Genomic DNA, 18,356 nt, shown 5'->3' on the forward strand with positions numbered 1-18,356 from the left:
GAAAGCTATGGATTTTAAACAAGAGGTATTAGACGTTTTAGCAGAGGTTTGCCAGGATGACATCGTAAAGGAAAATCCTGATATTGAAATTTTTGAAGAAGGTTTGCTTGATTCTTTTGGAACAGTAGAATTGCTGCTTGCGATTGAAAACCGTTTTGATATTTTAGTGCCGATCACTGAATTTGACCGGGACGTTTGGAATACACCTAACAACATTGTAAATCAGCTGTCTGAGTTGAAATAATGAAAAAGCGTTTTTTCGGTCCAATTATTTTGGCGTTTATTCTATTCGCAGGCGCCATCGCAATTCCATCTTCATGGCTGACAGGCTTCATCACCGATAAGCGTGTGAAAGAGTCAGCAACAGCCTTGAATCCGAGTATGTTTCAAGGGCTATATTTACAAGATCAGATGCTCAAAGATCCGACATATCTTCCGATTTACGGGTCTTCTGAGCTTTCTCGGCTGGACGAGTTCCACCCATCTAATTATTTTCAGGTAAACAATGAGGGATTCACGCCATACCTTGTCGGCAAAGGCGGATCCCAGTCATTGATTCATTCTTTAAACTTCGCTGCCCACATGGATCAGCTGAAGGGCAAAAAAATCGTATTCATCGTGTCTCCGCAATGGTTTATTAAGCGCGGGTCTGATGAACAGCATTTCGCGCCGAACTATTCTGCGCTGCAAGGGCTTGATTTGGCATTTAACGATCAGATCGATCCTGAAATTAAAAAGAAAATGATGAAACGCATGCTGCGCTTCAAGGCTGTGCAAAACGATGCCATTCTTTCTGAACTGTACAAAGCAATGGTAAACGGCCAGACGTGGAAAGTGAATGCGCTGAAGCCGGCGGCCAAAGTGTATTACAGCATGCTGGAAAAGAAAGATCTGTATTATTCAACGACAGAATCATCCGGGCCAAAGCGCTATATCTCGCAGTCAGTAAAGGATAAGTCATGGTCTGAATTGAATAAACTGGCGGATCAATCAGGCAAACGCCACTCCGGTTCTAACGATTTTCACATCGACAACCCTGTCTATAAAAAGCTGAAGCCGAAAGTGCCTAAGCTGAAAGGGAAAAACAAAGGAAGATCGTATGCGGTGTCACCGGAATATGGCGACTTTGAAATGATGCTCGATATCCTGAAGGATGCGGGCGCAGAGCCTATGTTTGTCACCATTCCTGTTAACGGGAAATGGTACGATTACACGGGCTTCCCGAAAAAAGGACGCACTGACTATTACAAAAAGGTAAATAAACAAATCAGAGCGAAGGGCTTCCAGGTTGCTGATTTCTCAGGGCATGAATATGACCCGTATTTCATGAAAGACACCATTCACATCGGCTGGAAAGGCTGGGTGTATGTCGATAAAGCAATTGACGAATTTTATAAAACCGGAAAAGTCACTTCATCCTGAGCATCTCATAGGACGCGGCTGCATATTTCCTGCTAAGATTTGAAATAGTAAAGGAATCACAGCCAACTTAATTAAGAGGTGTTACATCCAATGAAGATGACAGGCAATACGGTTTTAATCACAGGGGGTTCTGCTGGCATCGGGCTTGAACTTGCCAAGCGCCTGCTGGAGCTCGGCAATGAAGTTATCATTTGTGGACGCAGCGAAGCACGTCTTGCAGAAGCGAAGCAGCAGCTCCCAAACATCCATACAAAGCAATGTGATGTTGCAGACCGTTCGCAGCGGGAAGCATTGTATGAATGGGCTTTAAAGGAATATCCGAACTTGAATGTTCTCGTCAACAACGCCGGTATTCAAAAGGAAATTGACTTTAAAAAAGGGACAGAGGATCTTTTTGTGGACGGTGATGAAATTGAACTTAATTTCCAAGCGCCTGTCCATTTATCCGCCCTTTTCACACCTCATTTGATGAAGCAGCCTGAAGCGGCAATCGTTCAGGTCACATCCGGGCTTGCGTTTAACCCGTTAGCTGTTTATCCGGTGTACTGCGCAACAAAAGCAGCACTTCACTCGTTCTCGCTTACGCTCAGACACCAGCTCCGCGACACGAGCGTGGAAGTGATTGAAATGGCACCGCCTATGGTGGACACGGGCTTAAACCAAAAATCACGCGATAAACAAGGCCTGACGTACCGGGGCATTTCATCTGAAGAATATGTTCAATATTTCTTGGACGGCTTGAAGGAAGGCAAACAGGAGATTACAAATGAACGTGTTGAAGGTCTTCGGGATGCCACTCGCGCCGATTATGACAGGTTATTCGAGCATATGAACACGCAGGAGAATTAATTTCTCCTGCTTTTTTCATATGAATTTCTTACAAATTTGAGCAAACCTATTGCGATTATTTGTTGAAGGTATACAATAGAATATAATTATTTTCAAATAAGTTTGATAATATAAACAATTTAACAGCAGGGAGATTGACCATGACTAAACAAACGATTCGCGTTGAATTGACATCAACAAAAAAACCGAAACCAGACCCAAATCAGCTTTCGTTCGGAAGAGTGTTTACAGACCACATGTTTGTAATGGACTATGCGGCAGATAAAGGTTGGTACGATCCAAGAATCATTCCTTATCAGCCCTTATCAATGGATCCGGCCGCAATGGTCTATCACTACGGCCAAACCGTGTTTGAAGGGTTAAAGGCTTACGTGTCAGAGGATGACCATGTTCTGCTTTTCAGACCGGAAAAAAATATGGAACGCTTGAATCAATCAAACGACCGCCTCTGCATCCCGCAAATTGATGAAGAACAGGTTCTTGAAGGCTTAAAGCAGCTTGTCGCAATTGATAAAGACTGGATTCCAAATGCGGAGGGCACGTCCCTATACATCCGTCCGTTCATCATCGCAACCGAGCCTTTCCTTGGTGTTGCGGCATCTCATACGTATAAGCTCTTGATCATTCTTTCTCCGGTCGGCTCTTATTACAAAGAAGGCATTAAGCCGGTCAAAATCGCTGTTGAAAGTGAATTTGTCCGTGCGGTAAAAGGCGGAACAGGAAATGCCAAAACCGCAGGAAACTATGCTTCAAGCTTAAAAGCGCAGCAGGTCGCCGAAGAGAAAGGATTTTCCCAAGTGCTTTGGCTGGACGGCATTGAGAAGAAATACATCGAAGAAGTTGGAAGCATGAACATCTTCTTCAAAATCAACGGTGAAATCGTAACGCCGATGCTGAACGGAAGCATCCTGGAAGGCATTACGCGCAATTCAGTCATCGCCTTGCTTAAGCATTGGGGCCTTCAAGTTTCAGAACGAAAAATTGCGATCGATGAGGTCATCCAAGCCCATAAAGACGGCATCCTGGAAGAAGCCTTCGGAACTGGTACAGCAGCTGTTATTTCCCCAGTCGGCGAGCTGATCTGGCAGGATGAAACACTTTCGATCAACAACGGTGAAACAGGGGAAATCGCAAAAAAACTATATGACACGATTACAGGCATTCAAAAAGGCGCTGTCGCAGACGAATTCGGATGGACGACCGAAGTCGCAGCGCTGACTGAAAGCAAATAAGAAAAAAGCCGGCCCATTACAGGCCGGCTTTTTTTACGCTTCAATTTTGTTGAAAAACTGCGGCAGATACGCTTTGTGCGCCTCCAGCATTTCGTCTAAAATCTGTTTGGCCACAGTATCGGACGGGACAAGCGGGTTAATCGTCATGGCAAGGAGTGCAGTTTGGTAGTCACCTGTAACTGCCGCTTCTGCCGCGACACGTTCAAAGGATTTGATTTGCTGGACGAGGCCGCGGACAGACACCGGCAAGTCGCCGACAGCAATTGGCTTAGGGCCGGTTTTCGTCATCACACAGTTCACTTCAACTGCGGAATCGTCTGGAATACTCGCTATTGCACCATTATTGATCGTGTTCACCGGCTGAATGTCATGTTTATCATTATAAATGGAGCTGATTAAGTTACATGCTGCATCACTGTAGTAAGCTCCGCCCCGTTTTTCCAACTGCGGCGGTTTGATCGCAAGGTTCGGATCTTTATAAAGCTCGAACAGCTCTTTTTCGACCTTCTGTACGACTTCAGCGCGGGTGCCCTCCGTTTGTGATGCTTCAAGTTCGTGCTCCAGCATCTCTTTTGTTTTGAAATAGTAACGGTGATAGCCGCAAGGGATGACATTGAGCGCTTTTAAGAAATCCGGTTCCCATTCGGCGCCTGAGATATTTTTCATCGTCATCGCGTTTTTCGGGTCGCCCATCGCCTCGATGACTTGCTCCTTCACACTTACGCCGTCCAAGAAAACATCCAGCCCAAATACCATATGGTTCAGTCCGGCGAATTGGACTTCTACGCGGTCCACATCTACATCAAGCGCTTTGGCTACGCCCATTTTGATGCCGATTGGAACATTACAGAGACCGACGACTTTCTTCAGGTTGGAGTAGCGAAGCAAGGCTTCTGTTACCATGCCGGCAGGGTTTGTGAAGTTAACAAGCCAAGCGTTCGGGCAAAGCTCTTCTATGTCCTTTGCGATCTCAAGGATGACCGGAATTGTGCGCAATCCTTTAAACAGGCCTCCCGGGCCGTTTGTTTCCTGGCCTATTACACCGTATTTTAGCGGAATTCGCTCATCCTTTGCTCTTGCCTGCAAAAGTCCGACGCGAAATTGAGTCGTGACAAAGTCTGCGTCTTTCAGCGCCTTTCTCCGGTCGAGCGTAAGATGAATGTCAATCGGGACGCCAGCTTTTTCAACCATCCGTTTGGCGAGTGTGCCGACAATATTCAGCTTTTCTTCGCCCTCGGGGATATCGACAAGCCATAATTCTCGGACAGGCAGCTCATCATACCGTTTAATGAACCCCTCCACTAGCTCGGGCGTATAGCTTGAACCTCCGCCAATCGTTACAATCTTCAATCCTTTTGTCATATGCTTGCTCCCCTTTGCTCGGTGATTTTTTCATATAACTCAATGATCTCTGCAGCCATATCCTTCACTGTCATTGCATTCATTAAATGATCCTGTGCATGAACCATCAGAAGCGTCATTTCCGTCTTTTCTCCGCCCGCTTCATTTTGGATCAGCTCTGTCTGATAATGATGGGCTTTTGACAATTCTTCAGCAGCGTCTTGAAGCTTTTTCCGCGCTTCTTCTGCGTCACCGCTTTTCGCAGCGGCAATGGCCTCCATTGCGGAGCTCCTACCGTTTCCTCCGTGAAGGATGATTTGAAAAATGATTTGTTCCATTTCCTCATTCACGCGATTCACTTCCTTTCTCTACAGGGCCGCTTCTTTGTCATCTGATGCTGCAGGCGTTTGGACCAGCTCCAGATCGTTTTCTTCTTTCAGCTTCTGCTTATCCCACATTCTGAAGAATGGATAGTAGACAACAAAGGACACGACAATATTAATGGCTTGCATGACCGCGCCTGAGACTTTTCCTCCTGTCGCCAAGTAGCCTGAAAAGATCGGCGGCATGGTCCACGGCACTGCGATACCCGCCGGTTTTGCGACAAGGCCGGTGCTCATTCCGATGTACGTAAGTGTCACTGTGACAAGCGGTGTGATGATAAACGGAAGTAAGAGCATTGGGTTCATGACGATCGGCATTCCGAATATAATCGGTTCGTTAATATTGAAGATGGCCGGGCCGACCGCAAGCTTCCCGAGCTGCTTCATTTGTTTGCTTCGGGCGCGCAGAAACATCGTGACAACCAGTGCCAATGTGGCGCCGCTTCCGCCGATATTGACCCAGATATCGAAAAATTGCTGGGTGAAAATCTTAGGAAGCTCCTCACCGGCTTGGAATGCGATCCGGTTGGCATCCATTGCGCCGTACCAAATTGGTGCCATGACGCCTCCGACAATGTTTGCACCGTGAAGGCCGCAGGCCCATAAAAGCATTTTGACGGCTTCGGCGACAAGGCTTCCTCCAAGGCTTCCTCCCAGAATGGAAAGCGGAGTCCCCAATAAAACGCTTACAATATTATGAAGGCTGTCAAACGGTGTCGCTTCAACAATCAGCCGAGCTGCCCAAATTAGGAAGATGACGGCAAAGCCGGGGATTAACGCGACAAATGACTTGCTTACCGCCGGCGGAACACCGTCCGGCATTTTGAAGACTAAATTGCGCTGGATAATGAGGCGGTAAATCTCTGTGGACACCATTGCGATAATCATGGCGACAAACAGGCCTTTGCTCCCCATGAGCGAAAGCGGAATCCCGCCGCCAACCATGATTTCTTTCGTCGCGCCATCCGGCATAAACGGCACTTGATAAGGTGTTGCTAATAAAAATGCCGCAAGGGAAATGGCTCCGGCCGACAAGGCATCAACGCCGTATTTCTCGGCGAGCCGGTAGGCGATGCCGAACGCGGCGACAAGACCCATAATTTCAAAGGTCGCGTCGACTGGGTAGGCCAGTTTTTCAGACCAGGAGCTGCCAAACGTTTTCGCCATAAACTCAGCGTATCCCGGGATCGGGAGGTTGCCAATGATGAGGAAAAAGGAACCGATGATAATCAGGGGCATCGTGAGGATGATACCATCACGCAGCGCCTGCAAATGACGCTGTCCCGCAATTCTTCCCGCTATAGGCATGACCTTTTCTTCTAAGATCTGATTGACTTTATTCACATAGCCCGCCCCTCTCTATGACACATGTCCAAGCTGTTCAGCTGATTTCAGCACTTCCGCCCCATTGCACGTGCCATAATGGACGGTATTAATGACGTCTACCGGAACCCCCTTTGACTCTCCTAATTTTTTGAGCTGTGGAAGCATGTAACGGACTTGCGGACCGAGAAGCAATACATCCGCTTTATCGATATGATTTTGTACAGAATCGCCTGAAACTGCCCAAATGGTATAGTCTTTTCCCTGTTCCTGCGCACTTTTTTCCATCTTGCTCACCAGTAAACTAGTAGACATGCCTGCTGCACAAACGAGTAATATATTCATGTAAAAAACCCCCTAAAGTTTGATCAATTTTGTAATGTCCTGCTGTTGCTATCATCATATTATGAAATCGCTTTCATAAACACTCAGGGTTTTTCCGCAGGCAACGGAAAAAAGGTATATACAGGCTGTCAGCTCAGCATTTTTTGGTCAAACACCTCCGAAAGCTCTTGATATGAACGGCATTTGACCAGCTGGTTCACCGCCGCCGGGTCATCCAAAATGCTTCCAAGCAGCTTATACATGCTTTGCAAATCCGCTTTGTTCTCCTTTTCGACACAAAGCAGACAGACAAATTGAACTCGCTGACTCTCCCAATCGATCGGTTTTTTGAGCGTACAAACGGCCCAAAACGTTGTTTTCGTCTGCGGAACAAGCGGGTGCGGGATGGCAACAAGATTGCCAAAACACGTTGGCGACATGTCTTCTCTTTCAAAAATGGAATCTATGATTTCTTCATCGGCAAAGCCGCATTCGACCACTTTCTGCCCTAAAAATTGAATCACTTCTTCTTTTGAGCGCAGATCCTCCTGAAAAAAAACGAGTTCTTTTTTTAGGTAGCGATTGGCTTTTTCCTTTTCATCACTCAGAATAGATTCTATTTTTGTAAAGTCAGTTCCGCCTAAGATGGTGTTAACCTTCAGTACTGGTACAGGGAGCTCTTTTTTAATCGGAATGGTGCTGATGACAAAATCAATTGATTCGTAGGACATTTGATCAAGACTATAATACTCAGCCGTTCCAAGAATATCGAGCCGCTTGCCGAAATGGGAACGCAGTTTTTCGCGCAGAAGCTGGGCGCTTCCGGCTCCCGATGCGCATACAATGATACAGCGTTTCGGCGGGCTTTCTGTTTTTTTTCGTTCAATCGCGGCGCCAAAGTGGAGAGCCAAATATCCAATTTCGTTTTCATGAATCTCAATACCCGTTTGTTCCTTTATCACGATTCCGGCAATGATCCCGGCTTCAAAAGCGAGTGGATAATGTTCCTTGATCGCTGCCAGCATCGGATTTCGAAGATTCATGCCGTATCGGTTGCGGCTGATCGCCGGCTTCATATGCAGTGCCAAGCCGATTTTCAGCTCTTTGTCATGCAGGATGCCAAGCTTCAGTTCACGATCAACAGCTTTGATCATGGCAAGTGTCAGCTGATCGGTTTCCTCTTCTATTGAAAATGTGTCCTCTCCGCATTGTGATTGTGTCATTCGTTTTGTGCCAAGGAGATGCATGGTGATGTAGGCCGTCTCGTCTTTCGGAAACGTAACGGAAAGCTTTGATTCCAGCTCTTTTACGATGGCTTCTGCAGCCTGGTACTCCTTTTGATGCAGGATATGATCCATATCTTTCGGGAAAAGAGAAACATAGTTTTCCGTTCTGATCCGTTTACAGGCGATAGCGATATGGATAATGAGGTTATTCAGTCCCATGTTGGACAGAGGGATGCGGTCGTTTTTCATTTTTTTCAAGATGGCGGAACGGATGATCTCAATTTCTTCTTTTGGCAAAATATCAGCCTTTTCATTTAAAACATCTATCTCCGTTTCTCTTTCATCGACAATGTACTCCGCCATGCAGTACCTCATCTGCACCTCGTCCCCGCGCAGCTTGAAGCCGTAATTCGGACGTGTTTCCATGACGATGCGGTAAGGCAGCAGACGTTTCTTTACTTCCTTTAAATCCGTTTGGAGTGTAGATTTTGAGATAAATAGTTCTTCAGCAAGTTCATCGAGCTTGAGATAATGGTCCGCCAGCAGCAGACGTTTCATAAGATAGGCCATTCTCTCCTCCGGCAATACCGGCAGGCCCTTTTTTTGCTGAAATTCATCTTGCAGCAGTGTTCTGAATACTTGCTCGTCATCAATGCGGAGCTTGTAGCCGGAGCCTCTTACAGATTGTACAAAGGCACCGTGACCGCTTAGCACACCTTGAAGTTCCTTTATATCATTGCGGACTGTCCGCGTCGTTACGTTTAATTGCGCGGCAAAAAACGAACTTGTCACCGGGGCTTCAGCCGCCATCAGCAAGCGCAGAATATCACGTAGTCGCCCATGAAGCATGAGAAAAACCTCCTAACTAGTAGATGCAGGGATTCAGTGAATAGGCAGAAAGGATGATGAAGGGATGCGAAATGTATATAAATTCTATAATGGAGAGAATGGCAAGTCAATGAACATCCGGAGGACTAGAGGGAAAACTGACCTATAAAAAAACAGCCGGGATCAGCCGGCTGTTCTAGATGCGGACATATTCTTTTGTTTAGACGCCTTGCGGTCCTTCATGATTTTTCGAACAATCGGGTAAATGACCGGCGCCCATTTGATAACGGTTTTGATCATCTTTTTCAAAGCTCCGATTCTCCCTTCTTTTTTCTCAACCATTCCCCTGATTGCCTCTTCCTTAAACATGCTAACGCGACACGTACCTGTTTCCCGTCACCCAGAAACGCCATGGATAATCGCGTGCCTCCCCGCTGTTGTCAATGCCGATGCGCGGGCCGGTTGAAATTGCTTCCGGTGTGTACCCGCTTTCGATGTAAAGCGGCTGTTCCGTGATCCAGCGTCCGTAGTCATTCATCGTGACGCCAAGCGCTTTCGTCAGCTTTCCTGGTCCGTTTGTCCATTCCCTCGGACTCCTGCCCGGCCTTCTCTCCTCCATTAACAGCTGGCCTTCATGCGGCTCAATCGCCCTGATTAATACCGCTTGCGGGACATCCTCTTCCGCGGCAACGACATTCAGCAATGTATGGGTGTGCATCACGTATGTATATACCCGCCCAGCTTCTGCAAACATGATCTCAGTCCGCTTCGTCCGGCGGTTGTTAAAGCTGTGTGCCGCTCTGTCTCCAGCACCCATATAGGCCTCTGTTTCCACAATATAGCCTGACGCTGTGCCTTCGTCTGTTTCTTTTACAAGAAGGCAGCCCAGAAGCGATGGGGCAAGCTCAAGAGCGGTTTTTTGATAAAACGTGATGGGCAGCGGATTTTTTTCTCTCGTCACGAATCGACCTCTCCTTTTACCGATTTTTGTACATTGTACCATTCCCGAAGCAGATCAAAAAAAACGGCTGTTTTAAAATCTTTCCATTCAGGGAATATTGTTACCGTTCAAAAAAGGAGGGCCAACCATTGAAAGATGATCATCAAAACAAGCAGCACCAATCAAATGCCCAAGGGAGCGAGGAAGCGCTTTCCCATAAGACATCCGGGAAAAACGAGTCAGAGGATACCCTAACGAATAGGCAGGGGCATCCTGTTACTGACAACCAGAATGTGAGAACCGTCGGGAATAGAGGGCCTACAACACTTGAGAACTATGATTTTCTCGAAAAGATCAGCCACTTCGACCGGGAACGCATCCCTGAGCGGGTTGTTCATGCCAGGGGAGCAGGTGCACACGGGTATTTTGAAGCGTACGGAAGCTTCGGAGACGAACCGATTTCAACATACACACGGGCCAAGCTCTTTCAGGAAAAAGGCAAGAAAACACCGGCATTTGTCCGTTTTTCAACTGTGAATCATGGAAAACACTCGCCTGAAACATTGAGAGACCCGCGCGGTTTTGCTGTAAAGCTATATACAGAAGACGGAAACTGGGATTTGGTCGGAAACAACCTGAAAATCTTTTTTATCCGCGACCCGCTGAAATTTCCGGATCTTGTACACGCATTTCAGCCTGATCCAGTGACAAACATCCAGGATGGTGAACGTATCTTCGATTTCATTTCTCAATCTCCTGAAGCGACACACATGATCACCTTCTTGTTTTCGCCTTGGGGCATTCCGGCCAACTACCGGCAAATGCAGGGTTCAGGCGTACATGCCTATAAATGGGTGAATGAGGAGGGCAAGGCCGTTCTCGTGAAATACCATTTTGAACCGAAGCAGGGCATCCGCAACCTGACACAGAAGGAAGCAGAAGAGATTCAAGGGAAAAACTTTAACCATGCCACACAGGATCTATATGACGCGATTGAAAATGGCGATTATCCAGAGTGGGAAGTATATGCTCAAATCATGAGCGATGATGAGCATCCTGAACTGGACTTTGATCCTCTTGATCCAACAAAACTGTGGTATAAAGACGATTTCCCATGGAAACCGATCGGCAAATTGGTTCTGAACAAAAATCCGGAAAACTACCATGCGGAAGTGGAGCAAGCTTCATTTGGAACGGGAGTGCTTGTCGACGGGCTTGATTTTTCAGACGACAAATTGCTCCAGGGGCGTACGTTTGCCTACTCTGATACGCAGCGCTACCGTGTAGGCGCAAATTACCTGCAGCTTCCGATCAACTCGCCGAAAAAGCATGTCGCCACCAACCAGGAAGGCGGGCAAATGCAATATCGGGTCGATAGAGCAGAAGGACAAAACCCGCACGTCAACTACGAGCCATCCATTATGGGCGGGCTGAAGGAAGCGAAGCAAGACGGAAAAGACCATACGCCGCATGTCGAAGGTGATGTAAAGCGTGAAGCGATTGACAGAACAAACAACTTCGGACAGGCTGGAGAAACGTACCGGAGATTTACTGAATTTGAGCGGAACGAATTGATTACGAATTTGGTGAATACGCTTTCTACGTGCCGAAAAGAAATTCAGGATCAAATGATTGAGAATTTCACAAAAGCTGATCCTGACTACGGAAAACGTGTAGCAGAAGGGCTAAAAAAGGTTTCCGAAAACAACAGCAACGGGCCGATCGGCACAACTGAAACGGAACAGGCTGCAAAGCAGGCTGAACAGGAGAGCCATCCATCTGATCCGTATTAAAAACAGCGAACAGGGCTTTTTTAGAAGCCTTGTTTTTTTATTTTTCTATTGAAACGCTTTCAATAATTGTGTTGTACTTGGAAGGAAAGGGGTGGAGAGATACGATGGAATTACAGCAGGACTTGATTCCTCATAAAAAAACAATCGGTGCTTTAGATCACGCCGTTTTTTTATGCATGGTATTTTGTTTCTGGTTTTCAGGCTATATTTACGTTCCTGTATTCAGTCTGTATTTGGAGGATCTGCACTTTTCATATGGCGCAATCGGCATCATTCTCGGCAGCTACGGGGTCACGCAAATCCTTCTGCGATTCCCGCTCGGCCTTTTGTCAGACATCCTGTTTTCCTTGCGCAAGCAATTGTTAATTGCCGGGTTCGGCTTTTCCGTCCTCAGCAGCCTGCTTTTTCTGATGTTTGATTCTTTTTTCTTCGTGCTGGCCGCCCGGCTTTTCGCGGGAATCACTGCTTCTATGTGGGTGATGGCGACCATTTTATACGCACATTATTTCAACAATGGCAATGCATCAAAAGCAATGGGCATCATGCAGTTTTTTACCGTCATGCCTCAGTTTGCCAGCATTGTGTTCTGCGGGCTCGCCACAGCCCATTTAGGGAGGCAGGTTCCTTTTTGGATGGCGCTGGCAGCTTCTGCCGCAGGTCTGGTGATCTGCTGCTTTATTCAGGATCCGTCTGCTCCTCCCGCAAACCGTGGCACCATTCGTGTCAATCAGTACATCAAAGATACATTGCGGCTGCCAAAGCTGAAGCTTTTCACCATCCTGTCTATGACGGCCCATGCCGTATTATTTATCACAGTGTTTGGTTTTACGCCGCTTTACATGAATCAGCTCGGAATGGGCGACGCGGAGCTTCTTTGGGTGATGAGCGCCTTTTTCCTCCCACACGCAGCCGCCACATTAAGCTTTGTGCTTCTGCGTTTTACAAGCCGTATCGCTTACTTCGTGATGCTCATTAGTTTCGCTGTCACCGGGGTCTGTTTGCTATACGTTCCTTTTTCAGCTGCATTGTTCATGGTTTGCATCACACACGCCTGTATCGGACTGGCGCTCGGCTTCGTTTTTCCTCTGCTGCTAAGCCATGTCGTCGAAATCAGTTCTGCCCGTTTAAAAATGTCAGTGATGGGGTTTTATCAATCATTTTATGCGCTAGGCATCTTCCTCGGGCCCCTTCTTGCCGGAAAAATCGCACAGCTTGTCGGGCTTGCGGGAGTTTTTTATGGAGCCGGGTCTCTGGCATTTGCCGCCTTTTTTGTGATGCTCGCGCAAAAACGTAACATGATCAATTAATAGCTTTCATACCGCCGGAAGCGCCACACAGAAAACACGGCCAGAAGCATGATGCACAGAATGGAGAAAGTGAGTGACCATCCGAAAAAATCTGCCCGCTCTCCATGAAGAAGGATATGCTCCGCCTGCTTGCAAATCTCAGCCGGAAGCCACTTCGCACCATCTGGAAATAGTGAAACAGCAAAGGAAACAGCTGCTGTGAGCCCGATCCCGCAAGCCGCAGCTGCTCCGACAGACCGGAATATCGTACTTCCGGCAAGGCCGGCGGTCACAATAAATATCACCCAAAGCGCGTAAAGGCCAAGGCTTGCGGCAAAGCGGCTGAATGATGCGTCCTCAAACAGCAGCCCGACGTAATAGTAAGCAAGCCCGTATCCAGCTGCAAACGACATAATGCCGATCACGCTTTGGATGAGCCATTTACTCACGATATAATGGGCTGCCGTCACAGGCCGCGACATAATCAGCGCTGTTACCCCTTGATTTCTTTCATTGGCTACACTGCCCATCACGCTAAAGATGACCAGAGCCATGCCAAGCGTGTTGAATTGAGAAAGCGTGCTGACCATCACTTCAGACCCGGAGGGCATCGTAAAACTGATTTTCATGCCGTCAGGAAGGTTCCCTCCATGTGCGATGATTTCCGGCATATAATAAATGGTCAGCGGCTGTGTCAGCTCGACGATCATCATCGCAATCGGCAGCCAAATCAGCTTGCCGCTTTTCCATCCTTCCAGCCACTCCTTCTGCAATAGCGTCATCATCACCTTCATGCGTGCACCACCTTTAGATAGACGTCTTCTAGAGACTCCGTTTTCTGTTTAAAGCGGGTGACGGTCAATCCCTTTCGGATACAGTCACTTAATAATGACCGGCCAGCGTGTATATCAGGCAGCTCGAAAACCGCTTGGGACGGATTCTTATAGACAATAGCTGAGACGTAAGGCTTCTCTTCAAGCCAACCTTCCAGCTTCTCTTTCACTGAAAGGGTAAAAACGTTCGTTTGCTGCTGTTGTTTCAGCTCCTGTAACTCGCCTTTCCATGAAATCTCACCGTTTTTCATAATCACCACTTGATCACACACCTGTTCTGCATCGTGCAAAACATGTGTAGAAAACAGAACGGCCATATGCTTTTTCAGCTCCCGCATCATGTCCAGCACCTCGAACCGTCCTGTCGGATCAAGCGCAGACACCGGTTCATCCAATATCAAAAACTTCGGTTTATGGAGCAGTGCCTGTGCCAGACCGAGTCTTTGTTTCATGCCTCCTGAATAGCCCCCGATCTTTTTGTGCGCCGCTTCGTGCAAACCCACAAATTCCAGCATCTCGCCGATTTCCTCTTGGCATTTTCTCTTCGAAAGGCCGGACAGTCTCCCCGCAAATGTCAAAAATTCATTTGCGGTCATCCAGGAATAAAAAGCTGGATACTGCGGGAGGTACCCAATCAAACGCCGATCCGGCTTTTTTTCTCCTAACAGCTTAATGTTTCCGGAGGTTGGCGAAAGCAGACCGGCCAGCATTTGCAGAGTCGTGGTTTTGCCGGCTCCATTAGGTCCTAATAGTGCGACACACTCATTTTCATTCACATGAAAACTGACATTCTTTACAGCTTCATGATGCCTGTACGATTTGCATAATGATTCAATAGACAGCATATCGGCTTACCTTTGCTTTCTGCCGACGGTAAAAAACAAAATCGGGCCAATAATATTGATACATACAATAATTGCAGCCCACATCCACTTTGGCCCGTTCGTCCGCTCTTCTTTTATACAGCTGATGAGGGCAAACACCGCCAAAGCCAGCTGTAATACAATCAGCGGCAAAATCATTTCCCAAGAAATATTCATTGCTTGATCCCCCTTTTCTTCCGATCCGGCCTAATGACAAAAAAGTAATAACAAATCAGAGGCATCGGTGCTTGAATCAATCCGACAATCCCCCAAACCCATGCCATGCGATTACGTTTTTTCGCATCAATAAATAAAAAGATTCCCTGCGCCAATACGATGAGACAAGCCGCAACCGTTATGATAATTTCTGTTTGTGTCATCCGCGTTTCACCTCGCATTCGCCGAGATGCCTTTTTTTCTCAGCCGCAATCAAAATCGGCAGCACCGCAAGCACACAAACCTGAAGCACAATAAACACAGCAGGAGCTTGAGTGAAAGCTAAGATTGCAGCACTCACAACCATCAGCGCGCAGAATACAAATAAAATGATCTCTTGAAGAAGTTTTTTTCTGTATTCAGCTTTCATTTGTGACAGCTGGTGAAGCAGTTCTTTTTGATTCGGTATAGAGGGATTGGCTGTTTGATCAATTTTTTTCCATTCTGACTTTAAATGATCAGAAAGCTTTTCTTTATTCATCGTCCCACTCCTTTCTGATTTGCTGGAGCCCTTTATGAACTCTGGACTTTACAGTGCCTTCTTTGATTTGAAGCATCACCCCGATTTCAGCGTAGGTATAGCCGTAGTAATGCCTTAATAAAACCGGTGTGCGCAGTTTAGGGTCCAGCTTTGAAAACAGATCGAGCGTTTCGCTCCACTCTGCCCCTTTCGCCGACACGTCCCACTTGATCTTGCGGATTGTTTCCTCCGTAACTGTCTGATTCCGTTTCCATTCTCTCTTTCTCTTTTTCTGGTGATCGAGATAGAGCCGCGATGCAATGGAGATCAGCCATGTGGAGAATTTTGAACGGCCCTGAAAGCTTCTTAAATGGAGGTACCCTTTCAGAAAGGTTTCCTGAACAAGTTCCTCGCTGAGATCGGGGTGAAGGGAAAGCTTTAACAAGTATTTATATAAGAAAGAATAGTGATAGTGGAAAAGGGCTGTAAACGCCTCGTCGTTTCCCTCTTTCGCCTGCTGGATCAGCCGCTGTTCTTCATGTGTATCCAATGACCGTGATCCCCCCTTTTTTGTTTTTCTGCCTTATGAGACGACACCGGATTCAAAAGCGTTCATCTTTTTTACAATTCTTTTCAGCCATTGACAGATCAGGCTTCCCGGCCGTTTGGCTGCATATCCTTATTTGTAAACCCCCTTATAGTCTGTTAAGCTATGACTTTATGTCGATTTCAAAAAAACATCCAATATGGAGGACGATGCATTGAAAGTAGAAAGGCGAACGATTGAATATATTCCGAATGAAGAGAGACATGGTAAAGCGAAAGATTTATTTCCCGTATGGTTCGGGGCTAATATGCATATCACCACGTTAGTGACCGGCACGATTCCCGTTGCAATGGGACTTAATCTGTTTTGGAGTGTTGCCGCTATTATTTGCGGAACCTTAATCGGTGCCATATTTATGGCGTCTCATTCCGCGCAAGGCCCTCAGCTAGGCATCCCGCAAATGATTCAAAGCCGTGCCCAATTCGGCGTAATCGGAGCGATTCTTCCCCTCTTCTTAGTCATGTTTATCTACCTTGGTTTCTTCGCAAGCAGCACGATTCTGGCGGCCGGAACCTTAAGCAGCTTTGTTCCCATCCCGGGATCATGGAGCATTATAGGCTTAAGCGCCGTATGTTTTTTACTCACCATTTTCGGCCATGATTTGATTCACAAAATGCAAAAAATCCTTTCTTGGACCTCTTTTGCTGTATTTTTTGCTGCAACGATTCTCATTTTTCAATTGCCGATTCCGGCAGGCAGCTGGATTCCCGGAGCGATTGATCTGCCAATTTTCTTGGTGGCAGTTAGCGCAGTTGCGACGTGGCAGCTTGCCTACGCGCCGTATGTTGCCGATTATTCAAGATATCTGCCAGTTAAAACACCGGCTTCAAAAACATTTTGGTACAGCTATGCAGGTACATCTGTCAGCTCCATCTGGATGATGCTGCTCGGCGCATTGCTGACAACCTCACTTCCTGACTTTACGGCAAACTCAGGCAGCCAGATTGTCCAATTGTTCGGTCCCTTCTCGTTTATTATGCTGATCATTGTGTTATTTGGGCAAATGGCAATCAATGTTTTTAACCTGTATGGGGCCTTCATGTCCACGACAACAACGCTGGAGCCGTTTCTGAAATTAAAAGTCACGCCCAAAGTCAGAATCATCATGATCCTGGGTGTCACGCTTGTCGGCACAGTCTTAAGCCTACTGGGACAGAGCAATTTTATGGAGCTGTTTTTGAATTTTATCTTTTTCATCAGTTATTTCTTAATTCCGTGGACGGCAATCAATTTAGTCGATTACTACTTCGTTCGCCACGGAAAGTATCAAGTCAAAGCCATGTTCGACGTAAACGGGCCTTATGGAAAGGTCAATTGGATCACCACAATTGCGTTCGTTCTGTCTATCTTGCTGGAAATTCCGTTTATCAACACAAGCTTTTACATCGGACCGCTTGCCAAAATGTTTGGCGGCGGAGACATCGCATGGATTATCGGCTTGGCCGTGCCTTCTGTGCTTTACTATGTATTAATGAAACCGCGTCTGAAAAAACGGGCGGGGTATCAAGAAAAGCTGTCTTCTCTCTGAAGACAGCTTTTTTATCATTCAAATCGTTTCCACACGCGGGGCAGGATGTCAGATAGCTCATGAGCGAGCAACGTATGAGTGGAGTGCTCGTCCGTCCAGAGCTCGGCGCACGCACCATGCAAATAGACCGCGTTTAATATGGCGTGCTTTGGATCTTCATGGCAGCAGAGCATCCCCAATATCATGCCCGCCAGCGTGTCACCGGTTCCGCCCTTGGCGAGCGCCCCGTTTCCGGTTGGATTGAGCCAGCAGTCTCCATCAGGAAACGCGATGACGGTTTGGTTTCCTTTTAACACAATGACAGTCTGCAGCTGAGCCGCCCATTCCTTTGCATATTCCGCTCTTTTTTTCTGCAATTCGTTCACGGGCACCCCTGTCATTCGGGAAAACTCGCCCGGGTGCGGCGTGAGGATGACGGGGGCCTCTCGTTTCGGATATGTGCGCTTCGCCAGCGCTCCGGCATCCAAAATAACAGGACAATCAGCCGCAAGCACATGATCGACTGCCTGCTGTACGCTTTCCGTTTGCGGAAGGCCCGGTCCGATGGCAATGGCCCGGTACGTCTCTTCAAGCTGAGCATCCGCCGCCTTTTTCCAGCCGTCACGCCAATAGGTCGCCTCGGGCAAAACAGGAACAATTAGCGGGATTACGCTTTCTGATGTACCGATGACAAGCTTGCCGAGACCGCTCCGCATGGCCCCAAGCCCTGCAAGCAGCGCTGCCCCCGGCATGTCGTCACTTCCAGCCAGCAGCAAAGCCGTACCGTACGTGCCTTTATGGCTCTCCGCATCTCTTTCAGGAAGCGTGGCCCTTACATGCTCTTCCGTCCAATATGGAACATTCATCTCTATCCCTCCTCTGCTTTCTTTTCCTATTTTTCCTGTCCCTTTTCTTTTTCAAAC

At 47.3% G+C, this 18,356-nt stretch carries 21 protein-coding genes; 7 read left to right on the plus strand and 14 right to left on the minus strand.

The annotated features are described in order from the left end of the window. Positions 1–7: 7 nt before the first annotated feature. The 4 genes from dltC to NSQ16_RS20125 all read left to right on the plus strand — a co-directional run bounded on the left by dltC (position 8) and on the right by NSQ16_RS20125 (position 3,503). Positions 8–244, plus strand: coding sequence for a D-alanine--poly(phosphoribitol) ligase subunit DltC (dltC, locus tag NSQ16_RS20110; RefSeq protein ID WP_003227325.1), 237 nt, complete (start codon positions 8–10; stop codon positions 242–244). After that, the gene (gene dltD / locus NSQ16_RS20115) at positions 244–1,422 is read left to right on the plus strand and encodes a D-alanyl-lipoteichoic acid biosynthesis protein DltD (protein ID WP_003227323.1); all 1,179 of its coding nucleotides are present in this window, start codon (positions 244–246) and stop codon (positions 1,420–1,422) included. The genes dltC and dltD overlap by 1 nt, the downstream gene beginning before the upstream one ends. Before the next feature lie 90 nt (positions 1,423–1,512). Continuing rightward, a complete protein-coding gene (locus NSQ16_RS20120) occupies positions 1,513–2,271 on the plus strand; it encodes an SDR family oxidoreductase (RefSeq protein WP_015714939.1) in 759 nt (252 codons plus the stop codon). 140 nt (positions 2,272–2,411) lie between these two features. Continuing rightward, positions 2,412–3,503, plus strand: a complete 1,092-nt coding sequence (locus NSQ16_RS20125) for a branched-chain amino acid aminotransferase (protein ID WP_003244231.1) — start codon at positions 2,412–2,414, stop codon at positions 3,501–3,503. 33 nt (positions 3,504–3,536) lie between these two features. Here NSQ16_RS20125 and licH read toward each other — a convergent pair whose 3' ends face one another. From licH to NSQ16_RS20160, 7 genes are all read right to left on the minus strand, one after another. Then, positions 3,537–4,865, minus strand: a complete 1,329-nt coding sequence (licH, locus tag NSQ16_RS20130; protein WP_003244285.1) for a 6-phospho-beta-glucosidase LicH — start codon at positions 4,863–4,865, stop codon at positions 3,537–3,539. After that, positions 4,862–5,194 (minus strand): PTS lichenan transporter subunit IIA, encoded by a 333-nt coding sequence (gene licA / locus NSQ16_RS20135; RefSeq protein ID WP_003227313.1) that lies wholly within the window; start codon positions 5,192–5,194, stop codon positions 4,862–4,864. Before licA ends, licH begins: the two co-directional genes overlap by 4 nt. A gap of 18 nt (positions 5,195–5,212) precedes the next feature. Next, positions 5,213–6,571, minus strand: a complete 1,359-nt coding sequence (gene licC, locus NSQ16_RS20140) for a PTS lichenan transporter subunit IIC (RefSeq protein WP_339232430.1) — start codon at positions 6,569–6,571, stop codon at positions 5,213–5,215. 15 nt (positions 6,572–6,586) lie between these two features. Then, entirely contained in the window at positions 6,587–6,895 is a 309-nt protein-coding gene (gene licB, locus NSQ16_RS20145) for a PTS lichenan transporter subunit IIB (RefSeq protein WP_003218755.1), read from the minus strand. 128 nt (positions 6,896–7,023) lie between these two features. Next, positions 7,024–8,949, minus strand: coding sequence for a transcriptional regulator LicR (gene licR / locus NSQ16_RS20150; protein WP_230488728.1), 1,926 nt, complete (start codon positions 8,947–8,949; stop codon positions 7,024–7,026). Positions 8,950–9,111: 162 nt separating this feature from the next. Then, positions 9,112–9,270 (minus strand): hypothetical protein, encoded by a 159-nt coding sequence (locus NSQ16_RS20155; protein WP_009968374.1) that lies wholly within the window; start codon positions 9,268–9,270, stop codon positions 9,112–9,114. Between the two features lie 28 nt (positions 9,271–9,298). After that, entirely contained in the window at positions 9,299–9,889 is a 591-nt protein-coding gene (locus tag NSQ16_RS20160) for a DNA-3-methyladenine glycosylase (protein ID WP_003227303.1), read from the minus strand. Positions 9,890–10,017: 128 nt separating this feature from the next. Here NSQ16_RS20160 and katX point away from each other — a divergent pair, with 128 nt between their 5' ends. Together katX and NSQ16_RS20170 are read left to right on the plus strand one after the other, a co-directional pair. Then, on the plus strand, positions 10,018–11,661 hold the full coding sequence (gene katX, locus NSQ16_RS20165; RefSeq protein ID WP_015385023.1) for a catalase KatX: 1,644 nt from the start codon (positions 10,018–10,020) through the stop codon (positions 11,659–11,661). A 104-nt stretch (positions 11,662–11,765) separates the two neighbouring features. Continuing rightward, positions 11,766–12,968: an MFS transporter gene (locus NSQ16_RS20170; RefSeq protein WP_327836281.1), complete on the plus strand. Its 1,203-nt coding sequence runs from the start codon at positions 11,766–11,768 to the stop codon at positions 12,966–12,968. Here the strand turns inward: NSQ16_RS20170 and NSQ16_RS20175 are convergent. Genes NSQ16_RS20175 through sigY form a run of 6 tightly spaced genes read right to left on the minus strand, consistent with a single transcriptional unit; the run spans position 12,965 to position 15,869 of the window. After that, on the minus strand, positions 12,965–13,741 hold the full coding sequence (locus tag NSQ16_RS20175) for an ABC transporter permease subunit (RefSeq protein WP_327836279.1): 777 nt from the start codon (positions 13,739–13,741) through the stop codon (positions 12,965–12,967). The genes NSQ16_RS20170 and NSQ16_RS20175 overlap by 4 nt on opposite strands. Next, a complete protein-coding gene (locus tag NSQ16_RS20180; RefSeq protein ID WP_327836278.1) occupies positions 13,738–14,625 on the minus strand; it encodes an ABC transporter ATP-binding protein in 888 nt (295 codons plus the stop codon). The genes NSQ16_RS20175 and NSQ16_RS20180 overlap by 4 nt, the downstream gene beginning before the upstream one ends. Positions 14,626–14,631: 6 nt before the next feature. Further along, entirely contained in the window at positions 14,632–14,820 is a 189-nt protein-coding gene (gene yxlE, locus NSQ16_RS20185) for a sigma Y negative regulator YxlE (RefSeq protein ID WP_003227293.1), read from the minus strand. Next, a complete protein-coding gene (gene yxlD, locus NSQ16_RS20190; RefSeq protein ID WP_003227291.1) occupies positions 14,817–15,023 on the minus strand; it encodes a sigma Y negative regulator YxlD in 207 nt (68 codons plus the stop codon). The genes yxlE and yxlD overlap by 4 nt, the downstream gene beginning before the upstream one ends. Next, entirely contained in the window at positions 15,020–15,340 is a 321-nt protein-coding gene (locus NSQ16_RS20195; protein ID WP_003227289.1) for a YxlC family protein, read from the minus strand. The genes yxlD and NSQ16_RS20195 overlap by 4 nt, the downstream gene beginning before the upstream one ends. Then, the gene (gene sigY, locus NSQ16_RS20200; protein ID WP_003227286.1) at positions 15,333–15,869 is read right to left on the minus strand and encodes an RNA polymerase sigma factor SigY; all 537 of its coding nucleotides are present in this window, start codon (positions 15,867–15,869) and stop codon (positions 15,333–15,335) included. The genes NSQ16_RS20195 and sigY overlap by 8 nt, the downstream gene beginning before the upstream one ends. A 211-nt stretch (positions 15,870–16,080) precedes the next feature. On the opposite strand from sigY, the gene NSQ16_RS20205 reads away from it, so the two are divergent. After that, complete coding sequence (locus tag NSQ16_RS20205) at positions 16,081–17,454, plus strand: cytosine permease (RefSeq protein WP_003244111.1); 1,374 nt, start codon at positions 16,081–16,083, stop codon at positions 17,452–17,454. A 14-nt stretch (positions 17,455–17,468) separates the two neighbouring features. On the opposite strand, the gene NSQ16_RS20210 is transcribed toward NSQ16_RS20205, so the two are convergent. Then, positions 17,469–18,299 (minus strand): NAD(P)H-hydrate dehydratase, encoded by an 831-nt coding sequence (locus NSQ16_RS20210; RefSeq protein ID WP_015714947.1) that lies wholly within the window; start codon positions 18,297–18,299, stop codon positions 17,469–17,471. Between the last annotated feature and the right edge of the window lie 57 nt (positions 18,300–18,356).

It is taken from the genome of Bacillus sp. PS108, from assembly GCF_037963335.1.
In the GTDB taxonomy this organism is placed as follows: Bacteria; Bacillota; Bacilli; order Bacillales; family Bacillaceae; genus Bacillus; species Bacillus subtilis.